The organism is Streptomyces sp. NPDC047108 (assembly GCF_040643575.1).
Taxonomy (GTDB): Bacteria; Actinomycetota; Actinomycetes; order Streptomycetales; family Streptomycetaceae; genus Streptomyces.
On the sequence record NZ_JBEYUP010000013.1, the window covers coordinates 126,978 to 147,777 of the forward strand.

A 20,800-nucleotide genomic window follows, 5' to 3' on the forward strand; every position below is an offset into this window, starting at 1 on the left:
GCGGGCCTGGCGCTGCGGCGGCGTCTACCGAGTCGGCTGGGGATCGTCACCACGCGACAACTGCCGCTCGTCGAACTCGGCTTGTTCGGCCGCGCTCATGGCTCGCCACTGCGCACGATCGAAGACAGTTGCGTCATCAATCGAAGTCGGTACCGTACGACGCTGTTCGCGGTCGGCACGAACCGATCGACCCGATCGACGGCGAGGGCGTCGACCGACGACCCAAGCGATCAGTAATCCTGCCTGAGCCACCAGAAGCAATGCGGCAGCAAGGCGCATCGAAGTCCCCCGTCCTGCATGTGTGTGAATGCCATGAAACCGCATGTGGCCGACTCAAGGGAGATGTGTGGCCGGAGTGTGAAGAAAGCGAGGGGCGTAGTGGAGCACGAGAGCGGGAGCGAGTGCGTGAGCATCGACTACTCATGATCCACTCGCTCGTCAGGAGAGGCACCCGCCACCCGGCCGCATGCAGTCACTGCGGTCGGCGTCAGTACGACAGGCCGTTGCTTCCTCCGTTCCGTGCAGGCCTGAGTTGAGCGACGTGACGCTGCAACGGGCTGGTTGGTCAGCGGGAGATGGGGAGTGGGGCACAGCAGCAGCGTCGTGAGATGTGCGAGGCGATGCCGTTTCATGCCTCCACCTTCTCCCGCTCCCGATCCGCGCCTGAGTAAGCGGGCAACGGGCTTGAGTGTCCGCCACTCAAGCCCGTTGCCACTTTCGGTGGCACGGATTGCGCCGGGCGCGGCAACGGTGATGACTGCGGCGCCACCGGACGTGTCGACGAGCGGAACGGTCCGGCTGCCCTCGCCGCTCGAGGCGTTGGGTGACCGTGCTGGTGGGGACCACCGCGCCTCGTGAGGGGGCATCGCAGAGGCAGTCGAAGACCTGCCCGCCGCGGTGGAGGCAGTGGTGAGAAGACGGCGGTGGTGCGGCCAGGGGGCTGCGCCGTCAGCGGGTAGGCGGCGCAGCCGGCGGCGTCCACCTTGCCATGCGCCGGAGGACCGGTCCGCCGGCGCGAAGGCCGGTACTGAAGGAACGCGGCGCGTACGTGCGTCTACGCGGTTCCGAGGGCATCGCGAAGGAACGAGGCAGCCTGGTCCACGGCTGCTCGGGTGGCCCTGGTCCGGCTGAGAGAGTTGATCATCATGAAGTCGTGCACCGCGCCGTCGTAGCGCACCGTGGTGACCGGGACGCCTGCCGCGCGCAGCTTGGCGGCGTAGGCCTCGCCCTCGTCCCGCAGCACATCGGCCTCGTCCACGATCAGCAGGGCGGGCGGCAGGCCGTCGAGTTGCTCGGTGGTGGCGCGGTTGGGGGGAGGCGGTGATCTCCTCGCGTTGCCTCGGGTCGGTGGTGTAGGCGTCCCAGAACCACTCCATGGCCTTGCGGCTGAGGTAGTAGCCGGTGTCGAACTGGTCGTAGGACGTGGTGTCCATGGCCGCGTCCGTGACCGGGTAGTACATCGACTGCTGCACGAAGGTGACGTCTCCGCGGTCCTTGGCCATCAGGGCGAGCGCGGCTGTCATGTTCCCGCCTACCGAGTCTCCGGCCACAGCCATGCGCCGGGCGTCCAGCCCCTTGGACGCTCCCTCGCGCGCGATCCACTGCGCCGTGGCGTAGCCCTGCTCTATGGCCACGGGGTAGTGGGCCTCCGGTGACGCCGCGTACTCCACGAAGGCCACCGCTGCACGGGCACCGACCGCCAACTCCCGTACCAGGCGGTCATGGGTGGCGGCGTTGCCCAGCACCCAGCCGCCGCCGTGCATGTACAGCACGACGCGCAGTGTCCCCGTGGCGCCCTGTGGTTTGACGATGCGCACCCGTACGTCGCCCACGGAGGCCGGTACGGTGATCCACTCCTCGTCGACCGGCAGCTTGTCGACCGGCGCGGCCTGCAGGTCGTCGAGGACCTTGCGTGCTTCGACCGGCTCCAGCTCGTACAGGAACGGATGGGTCGAGGTCGCGTCGGCCAGCTCCTGCGCCGGGCGCTCCAGGACGATCGAGGCGGAATGAGCAGTCATGACAACGCTCCTAGCAGTGCTGAGAAGCCCAACGTGATGAGGGAGCGCGCGTGGTGACTGCCCTGGGGGCGTCGACGCCGCCCCGCGCCCGGGCCCCGGGCCGAGCCCGGTCAAGCCCTCGATGGGGCGCTGTGACCATCCTAGTCGCGGGCCTTGCAACTCTCGACTTCGGACGCCGGACGCCGGACGCCGGAAGCGGAGGAGGGTTCGCGAGCTGCAGAGGCAGGCGTGTGTCAGCACGGCTCCCCGCTCCAGCCGGTTCACTGCACAGTTTCCGTCTCACCGATATCCGTGGTGTTGATCTGCGGGGCGGGACGCGGCGGGAGAGCGGGTGTCGTTGTGGCGGAGCGCGTGGGACAGCTGCTGGCGGGTGGTGACTCCGAGTTTGGCGTAGGCATGTTGAAGGTGGTTGTCGACGGTGCGGTTCGAGAGGTGAAGCGTTGCGGCGATGGCCTTGCTGGGGGTGCCGGAGGCGGCGAGGTGAGCGATCTCCCGTTCCCGGCGGGTGAGTTGGGCGGTGGCCTGAGGCGCGGCGAGCAAGGGCGTACGGGCGCCGGGGCAGCGGGCGGCCTCGGCTTGAGCGTGGAGGGTGGCTGCGGTGGCTCGGCGGGTGTCACCGGTGCGCTGCCAGGTGGCGGCGGCTGTGGTGGCGGCTTCGGCGGCGAGCAGGTGGGCACCGAGGGCATGGAGCTCTTGTGAGACGGCAAAGAGTTGTTCGGGGTCGTCGACGGCCAGGGCGGCTGCCAGGTGAGCGCGGGCGGGGGCGAAAGCGCCGTCGCACGCGTGCGCCAGTTCCGTGAGACGGGCCGTGACCTTCCCGGCTCCGCCCAGGCGTGCGACATCGGTCAGCAACAGCATCTCGGAGGTCACGTGTCCGGTCGTACGAGCCTTGTCCGCTGCCCGGGCGAGGATGTCGCGGGCGCGGGCGAGGTCGCCCTTGGCTGCGTACAGCCACGCCTGGCCGAGGTCTTCCTCCCCGGTGCTGTGCCCCATCGGGGGATAGGCGGACATCTCAGCCAGTGCCTCCTGGACGGCGCCGAGATCGCCCAGGACCGCCGCGGCAGCAGCCAGCCCCGCCCACGCATCGAACAGCGGCGTCATGTGGTTGCGGGCCCGGGCCTCTGCGACCGCTTCGGCGTGCCAGCGCCGGGCGGCTGCGACGTCACCCGCCAGCCACTCCACCCGCCCCAGGAAGTGCATCGCCCACACGCGGGAGGCTATGTGGGCTCTTGACATGGTCTCGGCGAGCACGCGTTCCGCGGTCTGACGGGCTTCGGCCAGCTGACCGGCGTCCGCAAGCGAGAAGCTCACCGGGTTCAGCTGACCGACCGGGTCCGATCCGATCTGCTGCTCCTGTATCCGCAGATGGCACGCGTACGCGTGCATACCCCACGCAACGGCTTCGTCGGTTCGTCCGAGGTACGCCAGCCCACCCGTGCGACACAACGCGGCAAGGGCCCAGGCGTCCGGGTTCGGTGCCTGCTCAGGGTCGGTCTCCAGATCCTTGAGCAGCTCCACGCCCCTGGCGGGCTGACCGGACACGGCACGTATGGCCCCCTCGTTGAGCGTCAGCATGCGCCGTGTCTCAGGTCCGGTCACCCGGCGCAGCGCTGCCTCGTTCACCCGGAGGGCAGGCTCGGTGCGGGCGGCGAACCAGAAGAGGTTCCAGGTGCGCGCCAGCGAAGCGGCGACCTGGTCGGGTTCGGCGTCGGCGCGCTCCTCCGCCTCGGCCAGCATGACGTCCGCGGGCTCCCACCGGCCCAGCTGCGTCAGAGCCTCACCGTGCAGCAGGCAGCTGATCCGGGAGTGCTCACCCTGCGGAACCGCCTCCATCAGCTGAGCGACCTGGGGGTAATCGTGGACATGACGGGCCAGGACCGCCGCCCTGATCAGCAGTGCCAGGTCGGCGGTGCCGGTGGCCGCCAGCTGCCACAGCGCCAGATGCATGGTGTCGCCCCGACGCCGCGACCCGTGTGCGGAGACCCGTTCCACGTGCTCGAGCAGGAGGGCGCGTCGGCGCAATGCCGGAAGACCGGCCCGGAGCGTTTCCCCGTAGAGCGGATGGGCCAGTACGAGGGCATGGCGGCGGCGGTCCCTCAGGACCTGGACCAGCCCGGACTCCTCCAAGGCGGCGAGATCCCGCAGACCGCACATGGCCTCGGCGTCGGCCAGCGACACCGGCTCACAGAGGGCGAGCAGCCGGAGCACGTCGCGGGTTGCCTCGGGGGCCGCGTCCAGCCGCTGGGCGATCAGCTCCGACAGCCGCGGCGTGCCCGGCAGCGCGCCCTCTCTCAGCTCCCAGATCTCCCCGTCACTGGCCAGCGTCCCGGCCTCGAGCGCGCCATGGACCAGCTCGCTCAGATACAGCGCGTTACCGCCCGACGCCTCGAACAGACGGTGCACCGTACGCCGGCCCACCGGACCACCCAGACCGGCCCGCAGCAACCACTCGGTCTCCCGCGGGTCGAACGCGTCCAGGTCCACCCGGTGCACCCCGTTCCCCCACGCCAGAGCCTCCACCGCGTCACTGACCGGCTCGCCATTGCGCACCGTCGCGATGAGCCGCACCACCCCGGCTTCGGTCAGCTGCTGCAGCAAGACCGCCGATGCCCCGTCCAGCAGATGCAGATCATCGACCAGCACCGCCCACCGCTGGTTTCCCTTCGGCCCGCTCAAGGCCGATGTCACCGCCGCGAACACTCTCACCGGATCCGAAAGGTCTGTCCCGGCCGGGACCAGCTGGGCCACCGCCCCGAGGGGCACCCTCGCCGCCGCCGAACTCGCAGTGGCCCTCGCGCCCCGTACCCCACCGTCGGCGACCGCGCGGCGCAAGAACTCGTCCGCCAGCCGGGACTTGCCGACGCCCGCAGCTCCGAACACCACCACCGCCCGGCACTGCCCCTCCGCCCACACCCGCTCGAAAGCCTCCAGCTCACCGTCACGCCCTACCAGAGGCCACCCTCGATCCGGCTTCTCCAAGGCCACCGCAACCTCCCACGCGCAGACGGGCGGCCCACACGGCAACCAATGCGCAAACCACCCAATTACTCATAATACCGACATGGACCTGGATGCCTGGTGGCGTCAGGAGCCGGGCTTCCGGCGGTCTGAACGCGATGCGCCGGGCCGGGTCGGTCGCTGTGATGCCGCGTCGCCGCAGGGAGGGCTCGGTTGAGGCGGAAGCTGCAGGATCTTGGCCCCGCTACGGGCCCCACATCCCCCGCCTGAGCCACCCGCACGGGGCGGCGCACACCTCCGCGCTGGGGGGCGAAGCGGGGCGCGGGATCCGGGAGTAGGGGGAGTGTGCGCAGGGCCGTACGGCGCGAGGTCGTCTGCGCCAACTGCGCCCCTTGTTCGCACAGTTGGAGAACGGCCCGTCCGCGCGCTCAAGACTGCTCGCATAGCGTCGCCCCGATTCCCAGTTTAGTTAAAGTATGGAATCATCTGCTGCGGGTCCTCACGGCGGCCAGGTCTGCGCGTTCCGACCCGAACCGTGACGATGAGCGGTTCAAAGGGGAGTCGGGCGGCATGCGCGGCGGCCGCGTCGCTGGCACCGGGCGCGGAGGGGGAGTGCGAGTGGGCGAAGAGGACTGACTGCGCCGCCAGGCGGGGGTCTACGGGATGGTCCGCGGCTGTGGCTGCTCGCCGGATATCCCGCAATCGGACTCGCTCAACTCCGCCATCGGCGCAACCGCGACCCGCAGTGAGCGTCAGATCATTCCGTCATTCATTTCGTCGTTTTCGAACGGCCTTGGAAAGGAACCGCGATGAGTCGTTGGTGTGCCGAACGCCCACCGGGGAGGGTGACCCGTCGACTGAGACGTGCTGCGGGTGGTTCAGCACTCGTGGTGCTCGCCGGGACGCTGATCGTTGCGCCTGACGTGGATGCGAGGGCAGGTGAACGTTTCGCGCATGGCGCTTTGGCTGTGGCGCGTAACGGTGATGGACGTCTGGAAGCGTTCGCTTCGGATGCGAACGATCACATGTGGCACCGCCGGCAGGTCTCGGCTGACTCCCAGGAGTGGAGCGAGTGGAAGCCGTTCGGCGGCGCGCTGCGTTCGGTGGCGGCGGAGGCGAATGAGGACGGTCGTCTTGAGTTGTGGGGTGTGAACAGCTCGGGGGAGACTTTCCACCGGTGGAAAACAACTGCGAACAGTGACAGCTGGAGTGCCTGGGAGAAGGTTCCCGCGTCTCCGTTGAAGTCGGTCGCGCTCGGCCGTAACGGGGATGGCCGTCTGGAAGTCTTCGCCACGAACGCGTCTGCCGAGACCTTCGCCATGTCGCAGGTCCGTAAGAACACCAACGTGTGGTCCGGTTGGAAGCCTTTTGGGGGAGCCCTGCGCTCCCTCTCGGTGGAGCGACGGGCTGACGGACGTCTGGAGCTCTGGGGCATCGACAACTCGGGCAAGGCTTTTCACCGCTGGAAGACCAAGGCGAACACCGGCGACTGGAGTGCGTGGGAGCACATGCCGGCGTCCCCGCTGACCTCGGTGGCGGTGGGGCGGAATGCCGACGGCCGCATGGAGACATTCGTTACCCGAGACGACGAATCCCTCTTTCGCGCAAGGCAGACTTCTGCTGACGCCAACACATGGTCCGAGTGGCAGAATTCCACCGGCAGGATGCGTTCCGTGGCCGTCGAGGGCAACAAGAACGGCACCATGACGCTGCTGGGCGTCGACAAGGACGGGGCGCTCCACCAGGACGTGCAGAAGAGCCCCTCGGCCGACGACTGGTCGGGATGGCAGAAGCTCCCCGGTGCTCTCAACGCCAGGACCACGGTAGAGATCACTTCCGATGACCAGGTCGACGCGTTTCTGGACGCGATCAAGGTGCAGGATGCCGAGGTGAGGATCAGCGCCGGTGTCAACCTGGACCTCAGTGGCCTCCAGGACCTTCTCATCGCTCCGGGGGTGCAGATCATCGGTGAGCGGACCAAGGAGTTCCCCCGCGGGCCGCGCATCTACACGACAACGTTCCCCGAGGTGTTCCTGAAGATCGGCCGGGACTACGAGGGGTACCACCTGACAGCGGACAACGTGCGGATCAGCGGGATCCGGATCGACGGCGGACTCGGAACGCGCCAGGCGGAGGAGGAGGAACCGCACTCCATCGGCGTGCAAATCGCATCCAGTCGAGGCGTCACGATCGACCACTCCGAGTTCTACGGGTGGAGCAACATGGGTATCCAGGTCCGGGACGAGCAGAACCGGCTCGATATCGACAGGCGGCAGGAGCTTCCGCACATCACGGACAGCTACTTCCACCACAACCAGCACCAGACCGGCGACGTCTTCGGCGGTGGACACGGTGGCGGCTACGGCGTCGAGGTGACGTACGGCGGCACCGCTCTGATCGAACGCAACATTTTCGACCACAACCGGCATGCCGTCGCGGGAGACGGCAGGGAGGGTAGTGGTTTCCTGTTCTACCGCAACATCGTCGAAGCCGGCGGCGGATGGAACACCAACGTCTACCACACCCACCAGATCGACATGCACGGGCGTGACAACTGCGGAGTCTTCGGCTCCTACAACTGCGGTCTCGCCGGAGAGTACATGGACGTCGCCTACAACTGGATCAGGTACACGGCCGGTACCGGAGTCAAGCTGCGAGGCACCCCGACCATCGGCATGACCGTGCGTCACAACCTTTTCGCCCACAAGAACAAGTGGACGGATTTCATCCTCCGGGACGGCGCCTTCGACCAGACCGAGAAAGGCCTCAAGGAGTCGAACAACAAGTTCGGCGTCACCGCCGAGCCGATGATGACCTCGGTGTGCGACTTCAACGGTGACGGGACGAAGGATCACTTCCGAGCCAACGGCGTGACCTGGTGGTGGTGGGATTCACAGGGAATTCAGCACTATCTGAACCAGTCCCCACTGAAGTACAAGGACATCACGGAGTACCGCGACTACAACGGGGACGGCCGGTGCGACGTCATCGCCGGCAGCAAGATTTTCATCACCCCCGCCGATGACTAGACGCTGAGCCTTCCGACTTCGGCCACCGATCGAGTGCCATCAGGAGGGCCGGGGGAACGGGTGGAGACCCGGGGCTGCTGTGCAAGGTCACGCCTGCTGGCACAGCAGCCCCTCTGTCCCGGTGGAAGACCTTCGCTGTCTCCTCGGCTTCGAGGCCCGCACCGCGAAAGCCCGCCACCCCAGCCTGAATGACGCGTCTCGACAGCCCGCGCGGATGGCAAACGCCGCCTTCCACGTCTGTGGCGAAGCCGATGAAGCGGTGGGCCTCGCCGGAGTCGGTGCGGTAGATCGCCAGACCCCCGGGCTCGCTGTGGTGGAGGGTGGGGCCGGCCTCCAAATCGAAGCCGGCGCGGCCGCGGCCGCCTGGGGTTCAGCGCCCCTTGTGGCTACCGGTAGATGCTGCCGGTGCTTCGGGAAGCATCGACGGCCTGGCACTGGGTGCTCGCGCGTCCTCCGGAGAGTGTGAGGTCGAGGTTGTTGGGGTTGCCGCAGTTGTTGCTCTGGCGGCCGTCCTGGGCGGTGTTCTGCTGGAAGAGGGACCCGCCGGTGCTGGAGCCGCCTTCCGCGGTGGCGCGGCCGCCGATCTCTGTGGAGCGGACGGTTGCGGAACGGTCGAGGGTGCCGCATCGGGTCTCGGCTCGCCCGCCGGTCAGTGTCACATCGCCCTCATTGGGGTTGGCGCAGTTGTTGTTCTGCCGCCCGGACTGGGCGATGTTCTGCTGGTCCTGGTCGACCTCGAGTCCGCTTGAGCCACCCAGGGCCTGCGAACCGCCGCCCTTGGACCACGTTTGGCGGGCGTAGGAGAGGTCCTTGTTGCTGCAGTGTCCGTTCACCGCACTGCCCGCCGCGTCGATTCCCACACTGTTGGGGTTGGCGCAGTTGTTGTTCTGCCGTCCCTCTTGCGCGATGTTCTGCTGGTCGATATCGGCATCCCCGGATCCGCCTTCGGCCACGGCGCCTCCGCCATGGTGCCTGGTTTCCTTCCGGAGGGAGAGGTCCGTGTTGGCGCAGCCGCCGCTACTACGGCTCCCACCGAACGATTCGATGCCGAAATCGGTCACGTTGGGCGACGCGCAGTTGTTGTTCTGCCGTCCCTCCTGAGCGATGTTCTGCTGACTCAGAGACCCAATTGCTTCACTACTCGCCGAGCCACCGCTTGCCTCCGCGCCGTCACCACTGTCCCGGGTGTGTGTGTTGATGGATCCGTCCGTGTTTCCGCAGCGTCCCTCGAGTCGGCTTCCCGAGGCGATGATGAAGGGAGACTGGGCGTCGCCACAGTTGTTGTTCTGCCGGCCTTCCTGAGCGATGTTCTGCTGACGAATCCCTCCGGCTGTCGACCCTCCTTCGGCCCGGGCACCGCCGCTGTCGACCCAGGCGTGCTTGCTCGCGGAACGGTCCTTGTTCCCGCAGCGCGCCTCCAGCCGGCTGCTGTCGAAGGTGTCGAAGAACAGAAGGTTGGGGTTGGCGCAGTTGTTGTTCTGCCGCCCGGTCTGGGCGATGTTCTGATCTTCTCGAGAGCCCGCCCCGCCCTGGGCGGTGGCCCCCCTGCCCCTGGTGTAGGTGTGCTCGCTGAACGAAACGTCCTCATCCGTGCACTGGCTCACGAGCCGGGACCCAATGATGCCGTCGACGGGATCGTCGACATCGTTGGGGTTGGCACAGTTGTTGTTCTGCCGACCACGCTGCGCGACGTTCTGCTGAGTCAGGGAACCGTCGAGCCTGCTGCCACCCATGGCATCTGCGGATCCGGTGTGAACTTCGGAGAATTTGTTGAGCGAGCCGTCCGTTGTGACGCAACGCCCACGAAGTCTCCCACCAGCAAGGTCAAGAGCAGAGTCGGCTTCGTTGACGCTGGAGCAGTTGTTGTTCTGGCGGCCGTTCTGGGCGGCGTTCTGCTGAAAGAGGCTGCCTGTGGTGGAACTGCCGCCGTCGGCGGTGGCCCGTGGATCGTCGGCGACTGCCGGGCCACAGGCCATGGACACCAAGCCCCCTGCCGTGGCGATCGCAATGGCTGCTGCTCTCATTGTTCCGCGGTTCATCACGCCTCCAGCCGACGGGCTCCGGAAAGGGTATTTCGCTCGGTACACCCAACGACCCGAGCAGTTGAGGGACATGGAGCGGCGGCAGGTATTGCCCCGGATAGCCGAAGGCCGGGTCAATGGCTGCCTTGCTCGTCATGACCGAAACGTAAGCGGCGGGCCCCGCTGCGGCGGCGGGCCCTTGGTGTCGCCTGGAGGACGGCTGCTGAGTCGCGTGTGTCGTCTGCCTGGCATGTGAACGTTCAGCCCGAAGAGCATTCCTGTGCGCTGTGATGCTGCGGCGCTGAGGTGACCGTTATGGAGTGATCGGCCCGCTGATGGGGGACGCGTGGCCAGCACCCGCTGAAGACCGCCCAGGCCGACGTCACGCGATCGGGACACGCCCTGGGGCCGCCGCCCGGCGTCCAGCTGAGCTGCGATGCGCATGATGGTCCGGGAGTTGTCCTCGAACAGGTCGCCTGCATGCCGCAGCCTGGGTGACTTCGACGTTGACTGCAAACATCATCGATGATCAGTCAGTCTTCCGGCAGCACGTTTCTAGCTGGCGCACCGGGCCTCGAGGGCACGCAGTTCGGGCTGCTCGATGCCGATCTCGTGGGAAAAGACGATCTGCGGGTTCAGGCGTGGACGCAGTCCTGAACGACCTGGCGGGCCAGCCGGCGCTTCGATTCACGGAGTTCGTCCTCGATGGCATCCAGCCTGGCCGCATCGAGGGTGACCTCAGCGGGCTGTGCTGCCCCAAGGGACAGACGCGCAACACGCAGGCTGTTGGATGGAAGGCCGTGCAACTTGGCTGTGCTGGCTGATGAATCAGAGTCTGCAGCTGTCACGTTGGTGGGTTCGGCATTGTGGAGCCTCTCCCGTTCGCTGTTGGGCATTGCTGCGACGTGTGCGGCAACCTTGGCCCAGAAGTCCGGATCCGTGTTCTGCGCAGCACGGGTCCGGCTGAAAGTATGTGCGGCAATCGCCAGTCGGTTCATCTCGACGTTGACGACATCGGCGAGCTGTCGGTCACGTAGGGCGGAGACAGCCGCCTGGGTGGAGCCTATTCGGGCGGCCACGGCATCCGCGTCGAACTCCGCGCGTCGCGCTCCCGGCAGCGTGAGCCGGACCAGCAGCCAGGCCGTGCCCTTCACCGCCAGTCCTGGAATGGCCAGGGCCCAAGTCCCCAGCTTCCCACGGGCATTGAAGCGAACCATGTACTCAGCCATCTTGTCGGCATGCTGGAAGAGCAGGGGGTTGGGGACGGCCGACTTCGCCGTGACGTGCCCTGGCTCCATCAGTTCCGCCCCGCCGGCCAGTGAACCCAGGGCGATACCGACCACGGCCCCACGCCGGATATCACGAGAAGCGAAATGCCCACATTCATGCGCGATAGCAGCGACCCGCTGCTGCGGTGCAAAGGTCAGCCAGAGGGGGAGGCCGAGCTCCAGCCGCCGCCTGCGCCGGATGCCGTAACTGGAGACCCGTACGGCAAAGTCCGTGGTGACCTGCACCGCATCGAGACGCCGCACCCCGGCCGTATCGGCTATGTCATCCAACAGCCCGTACAGGACCGGCGCGTCCACCCGCCTCAGCGTGGGCAGGTCGGGATCAAGTCTGCCCAAACGAGGCCGCAGTAGGACAGCTAGTGCGAGCAACATCAGTCCGATCAGCGGCTGCACCACCGTCTTCAAGCCGAGGACGACCAGCAGCAGACCGCCGATCAACGACCCCGCCATCAGAAGATGCACCAGACACGCGACGCCATAGGCGGAAACCGTCGCCAAGCCCGCCCGGTCGGGCGTAGCTACCTCTATCCCAGGGGAAACCCTCGGTCCTCGCATAGAATCTCCCCCGGTTGATCACTGAACACAGGTAAGAACCGACCGTCGAGAAAGTCAGCGGCGCTTTCCGAATCCGTGCCATACAGCGTGCAGTATGCCTGCCTCAAGGGAATTCGTGACCACGCGGGCATTCAGGACTTCTTCTAGAAGTGGTGCGACCGGTCTCTCGCCCGGTCGCACTCCAGACGGCGTTCATTCAATCTGCGATCACTCCTGCTGCCCACTGTCATCGTCTATCGATGTCGGTCCGTCTCGCGGACGGCCGGAGACGGCTCGGCGGGGAAGGTCGCTCAGTCACGGCAGCTGGCGCAGTCCGATGACGTTGCCGTCCGCGTCCTTGACGGAGGAGACCATCAGGCCGCCGCCGACGTCGTGCGGCTCTTCGTCGGACTCGGCGCCGGCGGCGAGGAGGGCTTGGTGAGCGGCGGCGATGTCGGGCACGTCGCGGAAGCAGACCGGGCCGGTGAAGCCCCGTTCCTTGGCGTCAGGAACGAGTCCGATCTGCTGGCCGTCGAACTCGAAGCCGACGTAGTACGACGAGTCCGTCGACGGCTCGACGCCGAGGAACGTGCCGAAAAGCGCCTTGGCCCGGTCCAGGTCGGCGACGTGGTAGATGACCGTGTTGATACCACTGCTCATGGCGTATCCACTCCTATATCTGAGAGAACTGCTGCGGTTGCCCTGCGTTTCCGCGGGTGATCCCACAGTAGGCACGGAGAGCGGACGGCCGCGTCTCCGAAACTCACCCATCAGCCGGTGCGCCTGAGTCGCGGGAGGCAGCCCGATGGCGGCCGAGCTCATGGTGATGGGCCCAAGCTCACGACTCCCCGGTTGCCATCCTGAAGCCTGAGCGCCCCTGCCGGAGGCATGTCCGACGTGGGACAGGCTGACGTCTCCTGGGTCGTCCTGGCCGACCCGGCGGGCAACGACTCCCGCGTCCTCGGCTGGGCTGACGCGGAACTCTGTCCGCTCCCTCATGGCGGTGCGGCAATGCGCGGCACCGGGCCCCGATCTCCCCGGCCGCAAAATTCACGCACCGTTTCGTCCGGCCCCGGTTCCATGGTCTTCGAGCGCCGACGCGGCGACTAAGGCACGGTCACTATCGACACGGGCGAATAGCCGGGAGGTGACGAGGCCGAAGAACAGCCTGGCCGCGCCTCGCCATTGCGAATTGTCTGTTGCCGACGAGGAAGATGGTGAGTATTGAGACACCCAACCCCGTTGCGTAAAGCGACATTTCATGGCTTGCTCCATGTGTCGGTACGGTCGGATTCATGGAGTGGAGTTTTCAGACGGCCGAAGAACTCGCGGCTGCTTTGCGCGCGAGCGAAGTGACCTCGGCGGAACTGACCGACGAGGCGATCGACCGTATCGAGCGGGACGACAAGGCGATCAACGCGATCTGTGTGCCGGACTTCGACCGTGCACGGGCCGCCGCGCGCAGTGCCGACCTGGCTCGCGCCCGCGGTGAGGATCGGCCGCTGCTCGGCATTCCGGTGACGGTCAAAGAGTCCTACAACATCGCCGGGCTACCCACGACCTGGGGCATGCCGCTCCACCGGAACTACGTACCGGCAGAGGACGCGGTGCAGGTGGCGCGGCTCAAGTCCGCAGGCGCGGTGGTGCTCGGTAAGACCAATGTGCCCTTGGGTCTGCAAGATGTGCAGAGCTTCAACGAGATCTACGGCACCACCAACAACCCGTGGGATCACGGCCGCACGCCGGGGGGATCCTCCGGCGGATCAGCGGCGGCCCTGGCCTCCGGATTCGGAGCGCTGTCCATCGGCTCCGACATCGCCGGTTCGTTGCGCACCCCCGCACAATTCTGCGGTGTCTACGCACACAAGCCGACACTCGGGCTGGCGGCAACCCGCGGCATGGTCCCGCCGTCCGAGCCGGCTTTGCCGGTCGACCTCGACCTCGCCGTCGTCGGTCCGATGGCGCGCGCCGCTCGCGACCTCACGCTCCTGCTCGACGTCATGGCCGGACCGGACCTGCTGACGTCCGGCGTGGCACACCACGTGACGCTCCCGCCCGCGCGCCACGAGCGGCTCCGCGACTTCCGGGTCCTGGTCCTCGAAGAGCATCCGCTCATTCCGACCGGGTCCGCGGTACGAGCGGGCGTGAACCGGGTGGCCGACGCACTGGTCGACGGCGGCGCCCGCGTCGAACGGAACAGTCCGCTGCTCCCCGATCTGACCAAAGCCGCGACGCTCTACACGCAGCTGCTGTTCTCGTGCTCCGTTGCGCGCTCTCCCGTCGAGGCGTACGAGCAACTGCGAAACCGCGCTGCCGGACTGAGCGCACACGACCAGAGTCTCGACGCGGTGCGGCTGCGCGGCATGGTGTTCAGCCACCGGGACTGGATCGAGGCGAACAACCGTCGCGAGCTCCACCGCCACGGCTGGCGGCAGCTGTTCGCCGAGTTCGATGCCGTGGTGTGTCCGATCACGCCGACCCCCGCGTTCCCGCACGACCACAACCCCGATCTGCTGGAACGCCGGATCGACATCGATGGCGTCGCCTACCCGTACCTCGACCAGCTCGTCTGGGCCGGTCTGGCCACCATGCCCGGCCTACCCGCCACCGGCATTCCAGCGGGCCGGTCCCCCGAAGGCCTGCCGGTGGGAGTGCAGCTCATTGGTCCGATGTTCGAGGACCGCACCCCCCTGAGGCTGGCCGAACTGCTCGAGCAGAAGATCGGCGGCTTCCAGGCAGCGGCAACGCTGACCCGTGCCACTGAGCCCGCGGAGGCCTAGGAGATCATCGCCGACGCGCCGCCTCCCCACGTCTGGGGCAGCCCCGTCTACGGCGGCTTCTCCGGATCTGGCTGTCCGCTGTACGTCCGGCATGCCGTTCGGGTGTCGTGCTGTCGGGTTCGTGTCCGGCACACGTTTGCTGTGTGAGGGATGAGTTTGGGCAGCGGACCGGGTCTTCCCTTGTATGACTCGCACCATCGCCGGCATCTCGGTCTCCCCGGGCGGCTTCGTCACCGGGCCCGGCCCCCGCCCGGGCAGCGGCAGGACCTCGACGTCGTCCTCATCGGGTGGCGCCATGGTCGGTTCGGCGCTCGAGGCGGCCGGGTTGGTCGAGGTGCTGACGCCGTACATCGCGCACCCTGGTGCTGGGTACCGGGACGACACCGTTGACCGGCGAAGCGCCGCGCACGCTGGTGCAGCGGAGGGTGACCCGGACATCGTCCGGGACGCACCTGACCTACGACGACGTTCTGGGGTGATCTGATGACCACGGTCAATGCCAATGGGATTGCCATGGGTGTCGAGTCGTTCGGTGATGACGACGCGCCACTGGTCCTGCTCGCGGGTGGGACGACGATGCTCTCCTGGCCCGACGCGCTGTGCGAGGCTCTCGCTGCCGGCGGACGACGCGTGGTGCGCTACGACCTGCGCGACAGCGGGGAGTCGAGCACGAGTGACCCGGAGGCGCCCGCCTACACCCTGCGCGACCTCGCCGCCGACGCGGCGGCCCTTGCCGCCGCGCTCGGCGGAGGGCCTGCGCACCTCGCGGGGATCGGCGTCGGTGGAATGGTCGCCCAGGTGGCCGTGCTCGACCATGCGGGCGCGTTCTCGGCGCTGACCCTGGTGGGCACCCGCGCGGTTGCGCCTGGCCCGCCTGACGACGACCTCCCCGACCATGACCAGGCGACCATGCGCCGGCTGTTCGCGCGTCCGATGCCCGACTGGACCGACCGCGAGGCGGTTGCGGAGTTCGCCGCCGGCGGCGCGGAGATCCGCGGCGACGACCCCGCCGTCGCGCGCGAGATCGCTGCGCGCATCTGGGACCGCACGCCCGGCACCGCACCCGCGGTCCAGATGGCCAACCAGATGGGCATGGTGTTCGCCAGGATCGACTGCACACCCCGCTGGCGCGAGCGCCTGCCCGAGATCGAGGTCCCCACGCTCGTCGTCCACGGCCACCGCGACCGGTTCTTTCCCGTTGGCAACGGCGAGGCGATCGCGCGCGAGATCCCCGGGGCGCGGCTGCTCGTCCTCAAGGAGGCCGCCACTGCGATCCCCGATGCGGCGGTCGGCGAAGTCGCCGAGGCGATGCTCACGCTCGGGTAGAGAACGCGAGGGCTCTTCAAGTACGGGTCACCCCTTACAGAGGGCCGAGCGCCGTTGTAGGAGCAGTCGACGGAACGCTCGAAACGGCCAAGTGGCGCGCTCGGTCACAAGGGACGAGAGCTGAGCCACCGTCAGTTGTGTCAGCCCTGTAGTGGCCCCTGCCTTCGGCCGGTTGGTCTTCACGGCCACCGCGACGAGCGAGCGTCCGGTTCCGAGGCCGTTGGCGTAGGTCTGGCGGCGTGCGTCGTCCGCTGTGAGGCGCCGGTTCCAGGCTTCAGCGAAGTGGGACGACGCGGTCGGTGCCGAGGCTTGCTCATCCATCGCTCGCTCTGGAGACGCTTGACGACGCCAGTCTCATTGAGTTACAACTCAGTGAGTCAGAACTCAGTGAGGAGGATGATGTCGAGTCGCGTGGAGCAGAAGGAAGCCACAAGGCGCCGCTTGATCACCCAGGCCGTCCGGCTTGTGGGTGAGCAGGGCTTTGCGCAGACCCGCACGGTGGATGTTGCGAGGGCTGCCGAGGTGTCGCACGGCACCGTCTTCGCGCATTTCCCTTCACGGGAGGACCTTGTCCTGGCGGTGGCCGGGCACATCGGCCGGGAGATCACTGACCGTCTTCATGAGCTGGCCGGCTCGGGCAGTGGACTCCGGAGAGTCCTTGAAGCGCATCTGCGGTGCCTTGAGGAGTACGAGGGCGCCTACCGGCAGCTGGTGGTCGAGACGCCTTCGATGCCGAAGGATTTCCGCGCCACCTGGGTGGGACTGCAGTCCGCGGTCGCCTCCTACCTGTGCGCCGCAGCCGAGGCCGAAGCGTCGCAGGGCCGGATCCGGACGCTCCCCGCGCATCTGGTGTTCAACACCTGGATCGGCTTGGTGCACCACTACATGATCAACAAAGACCTGTTCGCCCCTGAAGGATCCGTCATCGCCGTCCACGGCCCGACGCTGATCGAGCACTTCATGACCCTGCTGCATACCTGAAACCGACCAAAGGGAGACACGCCATGTCCCGGCACGACACCCGAACCTGCATCAGCTGCGGGATGCCCATGCGCACCGTCGAGGAGCACGCGGCAGCTGACCCGTCGAAGGACTACTGCCGCCACTGCGCACACGAAGACGGCCGTATGAAGAGCTACGACGAAGTCCTGGCCGGCTTCGCCGGGTTCCTCCAGCACACCCAGGGCCTGCAGGAGCAAGTGGCTCGCGACACGGCCGCGCAGATGCTGACCAAGCAGCCTGCCTGGAGCGATCGCTGACCCTGGCGGCAACGACCGTGTCCTGTCCCCCCCCAGGAGGGGGCGGCCACTGCTCTGCTCATCATCCCGCGTGGGTGCCGGGTGGTTGTCGTGGGGGTGAAGGGTGTCAGCGGTGAGGGCCTTGCGCGCGCATCGTCCTCAAGAGGCGCCGCGTCCTGGGTGGTCCATCTCGTAGTTGTTCTGCTCGCCCCCGCTGCCTGACCGTCAGGAGACGACTGCTCCTGTCCATCTGCGGCGTGGCTTCCCTTCAACAACGAATCGGGGCCGCGCGGCCTCTACGGTGAACCGTATGGAACAGCGCATCACCCTCGTCACCCTCGGCGTCCGCGACCTCTCCCGTGCCCGGCGCTTCTACGAGGCACTGGGCTGGCGGGGACAGGAGGTGGAGCGAACCGTTTTCTTCCAGGCCGGCGGCCTCGCCCTGGTGTTGTGGGACCGCGACCTCCTGGCCGCGGACTGCGGCCTGCCGCCCGGATCGTCGGGGCGGGGCGGCCCGGACGCCGTGGGGTTCGGCGGCATCGTCCTGGCCCACAACGTCCGTTCGCGGGCCGAAGTGGACGATCTGCTCGCAGCGGTGGAGGTGGCTGGTGGAAGCATCACCAAACCAGCCGCCGTCAATGCCATCGGGTTCTACTCCAGCGCGTTCACCGACCCGGACGGGCACGTCTGGGAGGTTGCCCACAATCCGGGCTTTCCCCTCGCCGCGGATGGCTCGCTGACTCTGCCCGACTTCGGGGCCGACCCTGGCCAACCCGAGGGAGAAAGCGGCTCCTGAGGCACGGGGACATCTGCCGGCCCCGGGGCATCCGCAGCGAAGTGGGGGAGTCGACACCCCATCACCCCATGGGGACTTTCACCCACTTGCACTCGTCCTACGCCGGTGACGCCGGCTGGCGCTTCGCTCAGCCTGGCCTCAGCGTTCGTAGGACACCTCTGCGCCCGCCCCACGGTCACCAGCCGCGACGTCGTCCTGCTCGCACGCCTTCAGCGTGATGTGCCCGACCTGGGCGATCCACCGGGCCGTTCCCTCTGACGGTCAGCCGGCCCGCGGACATCAGTCAGCTTGCCGCAACGGCTCGACGAGGTCAGCCCGCCAATGGGGCGATGGATCTGATCCCAGCTCGGTCCAGTACTCCCGGGCAGCCTTGATGCCGCCTTTGCGCACCGTCCAGAACGAGGCGACGCGATGCACACCCATCGTTTCGTGCGGAACTTCCACCTCGGAAACCACTTGATCGCCGTCGGCGACGACTCTCAGCACGCGGATCGACCACCCCTCCGGATACTCGGCGTTGATCCGGACGTAGTTCGCCCGTCCCACGATCCGCTCGCCGCTGACAGGCCACTCGACCACCAGGTCCGCGGCAAGCAACTCACCCACCCCGTCCCAGTCCCGGGCCTCGATGCGCGCCCACAATGCCTCAACGATCTCCGAAGGCTCCATGACCGCATCCTGACAGCCCCCACCGACAAACCAGGAACGATCAGTCTGCGCAGGTCCCGCGCTCCCTCCCCTCCCACCACACTTCAACACGCTCTGCGCCGCCCAGGACCATCGAGGACAGCCGGCTCTACGACCAGCTCGCCGAGACCTTGAGCAAGAGATCGCCGAGCTGAAGCCGGGGGACAAGCTGCCCTCCGCCCACACACTGGAGATTCCGCCGGGCAACTCGATGGGGTGGTCATGCGTGCCAGGGGCTTCCTCCCCTCCGGTACCTGCTCGTACCGTTCCACCCCGAACGCTGCGTACGCCGCAATCCGCGTCGAGCAGCATGAGTTGGGAGAGGCGACCACGACGTGCACGGCGAATCCGACTGGAGCGAACGAGCCATCTGCCGGACGACGGATCCGGACGAGCTGTTCGTGGAGGGCGCGCAACAGAACCGGGCCAAGGCCACCTGCGTAGGTTGCCCCGTGCGTACCGAGTGCCTTGCGTACGCCCTCGACCATCGCATCGAGTTCGGTGTCTGGGGTGGCATGACCGAGCGTGAGCGGCGGGCTCTGCTGCGCCGGCGGCCCACGGTGTCGTCCTGGCGGCGGCTGCTGGACACGGCACGGGCAGAACACGGGAAGGCCCACCCCCGCGCGGCGGAGCCCGCCCCGGCCTCCGCGGCGGGCTGAATCCCGCGCGGCTCAGAGAACACGGGAGGCGTGGCCGCGCGAACGTGCCGCCTTCATCCTTGCGCGCGGGAGTGAGGTGCGTGCGCGGCAGATCGCCGGGTATGCGCCGGGTACGGTCGTGCCAGCCATGCCCGGTCGTGCCAGCCACGCCGTCGATGAGCGCACGCTCCGAAGGAGAAACGGTCCATGACACAGGGCGAACCGGCCACAAGGAACCCGGACAAAGGCTATGTAGCGCTTCTTGGCTGGAGTCTCAATGCGGTGGAAGCCCTCGACCGGTTCGACCGGCGATACGTGGTCGTGGCGCCGGAGTGGGCCGAGAAGTACTGCGTCGAGCACGACATCCCGTACGTGCTGTGGGATTTCGAACGGCTCAACGACCGCTCCATGGAGATCGCCGAGACTCTGCAGAAGATGGGCGTCGACGTCGCGATCCCGCTGTTCGAGGAAACGGTCGAATGGGCAGGGGCCATCAATTCCCTTCTGCTGGACAATCCGCGTCTGTACGGCCAGTCCCTGCTGCTCCGGGACAAGGCACTGATGAAGCGCCGCGCGCAACTCGGCGGCATCCGGGTCGGGATCTTCGAGGAAGCCCACGACCGGGACGACGTGATCCGCTTCCTCAAGCGCGTCAATCAGACCCTGCTCAAGCTGGACGGTGACCCGAACGACCCGATCCATCTCAAGGCGTTCGACAAGGCAGGGTGCCTCGGGCACCGCGTCATCCGTACCCCGGACGAGGTCGACACGATTCCGGACGAGGAGTTCCCGGTTCTCATGGAATCGCACCTCGATGGCTGGGAGTTCGCGGTCGAGGCGTGGGTGCACAACGGGAAGATCAAGTTCCTCAACATCTCCGAATACGTCACTTTGGGATATTCGGTGTTCGTGCCGGCGACCCCGGAACTGGAGCGGTACCGCCCGCAGATCACGGCGCAGATCGAGAAGCTCATCAAGACGTTCGACATCGAGTTCGGCTTCGTGCACCCGGAGTATTTCGTCACCAGTGACGGCGAGATGTACTTCGGCGAGGTGGCCTACCGGCCGCCGGGCTTCAAGGTGTTCGAGCTGCTCGAGCGGGCGTACGGGTTCAACGCCTACCATGCCCTCGTGCTGGCCTTCGACCCGAAGACGACCGAGGAGGAGATCGACGCCTTCTTCCCGCGCGAGGTCGTCGACGCGTCCGGGGTCGCCGGCTGCTTCGGTGTCTACCCGCGTCGCCGCGTCGTCAGCCACCTGGAGATCCCGGAGGAGACCGAGGACGACGACTACTACGAGTCGCACGACCTCTCGACCCCGCTCGAGGAGACGGTCACCAAGAGGACCGCGTTCGGCACCCACTGGGGTCTGGTGTACTTCTTCGGTGAAGACCCCTACCGGATGCGCGACCTGTTGAAGAAACAGGAAGAGCTCGACTTCTACGTCTGACGACCCCGCGGACGCAGGAGACCAACCCGAGGAAGAC

General features: G+C 67.3%; 13 protein-coding genes and 1 pseudogene. 8 read left to right on the forward strand and 6 right to left on the reverse strand.

The genetic code is table 11. The features are described from left to right. Positions 1-1,054: 1,054 nt before the first annotated feature. Both ABZ822_RS23605 and ABZ822_RS23610 read right to left on the reverse strand, forming a co-directional pair. A pseudogene (locus ABZ822_RS23605) lies at positions 1,055-2,018 on the reverse strand (alpha/beta hydrolase). 279 nt (positions 2,019-2,297) lie between these two features. Next, complete coding sequence (locus ABZ822_RS23610; RefSeq protein ID WP_360857553.1) at positions 2,298-5,003, reverse strand: LuxR C-terminal-related transcriptional regulator; 2,706 nt, start codon at positions 5,001-5,003, stop codon at positions 2,298-2,300. Between the two features lie 860 nt (positions 5,004-5,863). On the opposite strand from ABZ822_RS23610, the gene ABZ822_RS23615 reads away from it, so the two are divergent. Continuing rightward, a complete protein-coding gene (locus tag ABZ822_RS23615) occupies positions 5,864-8,005 on the forward strand; it encodes a tectonin domain-containing protein (protein ID WP_360857556.1) in 2,142 nt (713 codons plus the stop codon). Positions 8,006-8,391: 386 nt separating this feature from the next. Here ABZ822_RS23615 and ABZ822_RS23620 read toward each other — a convergent pair whose 3' ends face one another. The 3 genes from ABZ822_RS23620 to ABZ822_RS23630 form a co-directional block, all read right to left on the reverse strand. Continuing rightward, positions 8,392-10,029: a hypothetical protein gene (locus ABZ822_RS23620; RefSeq protein WP_360857559.1), complete on the reverse strand. Its 1,638-nt coding sequence runs from the start codon at positions 10,027-10,029 to the stop codon at positions 8,392-8,394. Between the two features lie 632 nt (positions 10,030-10,661). Next, a complete protein-coding gene (locus ABZ822_RS23625; RefSeq protein ID WP_360857562.1) occupies positions 10,662-11,813 on the reverse strand; it encodes a M48 family metallopeptidase in 1,152 nt (383 codons plus the stop codon). Between the two features lie 351 nt (positions 11,814-12,164). After that, a complete protein-coding gene (locus ABZ822_RS23630; RefSeq protein ID WP_360857565.1) occupies positions 12,165-12,509 on the reverse strand; it encodes a VOC family protein in 345 nt (114 codons plus the stop codon). A gap of 635 nt (positions 12,510-13,144) precedes the next feature. Between ABZ822_RS23630 and ABZ822_RS23635 the strand changes: the two genes are divergently transcribed. The 5 genes from ABZ822_RS23635 to ABZ822_RS23655 all read left to right on the forward strand — a co-directional run bounded on the left by ABZ822_RS23635 (position 13,145) and on the right by ABZ822_RS23655 (position 17,989). After that, on the forward strand, positions 13,145-14,629 hold the full coding sequence (locus ABZ822_RS23635; RefSeq protein WP_360857568.1) for an amidase: 1,485 nt from the start codon (positions 13,145-13,147) through the stop codon (positions 14,627-14,629). Positions 14,630-15,112: 483 nt separating this feature from the next. Further along, positions 15,113-15,955, forward strand: coding sequence for an alpha/beta hydrolase (locus tag ABZ822_RS23640; protein ID WP_360857571.1), 843 nt, complete (start codon positions 15,113-15,115; stop codon positions 15,953-15,955). A 411-nt stretch (positions 15,956-16,366) separates the two neighbouring features. Continuing rightward, positions 16,367-16,936: a TetR/AcrR family transcriptional regulator gene (locus ABZ822_RS23645; protein ID WP_360857574.1), complete on the forward strand. Its 570-nt coding sequence runs from the start codon at positions 16,367-16,369 to the stop codon at positions 16,934-16,936. A 23-nt stretch (positions 16,937-16,959) separates the two neighbouring features. Next, complete coding sequence (locus ABZ822_RS23650; protein WP_360857577.1) at positions 16,960-17,214, forward strand: zinc ribbon domain-containing protein; 255 nt, start codon at positions 16,960-16,962, stop codon at positions 17,212-17,214. A 289-nt stretch (positions 17,215-17,503) separates the two neighbouring features. Further along, positions 17,504-17,989, forward strand: a complete 486-nt coding sequence (locus ABZ822_RS23655; protein ID WP_360857580.1) for a VOC family protein — start codon at positions 17,504-17,506, stop codon at positions 17,987-17,989. A gap of 279 nt (positions 17,990-18,268) precedes the next feature. Here the strand turns inward: ABZ822_RS23655 and ABZ822_RS23660 are convergent, their stop codons facing one another. Next, entirely contained in the window at positions 18,269-18,658 is a 390-nt protein-coding gene (locus ABZ822_RS23660) for a nuclear transport factor 2 family protein (RefSeq protein WP_360857583.1), read from the reverse strand. Between the two features lie 353 nt (positions 18,659-19,011). Between ABZ822_RS23660 and ABZ822_RS23665 the strand changes: the two genes are divergently transcribed. Both ABZ822_RS23665 and ABZ822_RS23670 read left to right on the forward strand, forming a co-directional pair. Next, complete coding sequence (locus tag ABZ822_RS23665) at positions 19,012-19,335, forward strand: WhiB family transcriptional regulator (RefSeq protein ID WP_360857586.1); 324 nt, start codon at positions 19,012-19,014, stop codon at positions 19,333-19,335. Positions 19,336-19,521: 186 nt separating this feature from the next. Further along, positions 19,522-20,763 carry a carboxylate--amine ligase gene (locus ABZ822_RS23670; RefSeq protein WP_360857589.1) on the forward strand — a complete coding sequence of 414 codons (1,242 nt, stop codon included), beginning with the start codon at positions 19,522-19,524 and terminating at the stop codon, positions 20,761-20,763. The last annotated feature ends 37 nt before the right edge of the window (positions 20,764-20,800 follow it).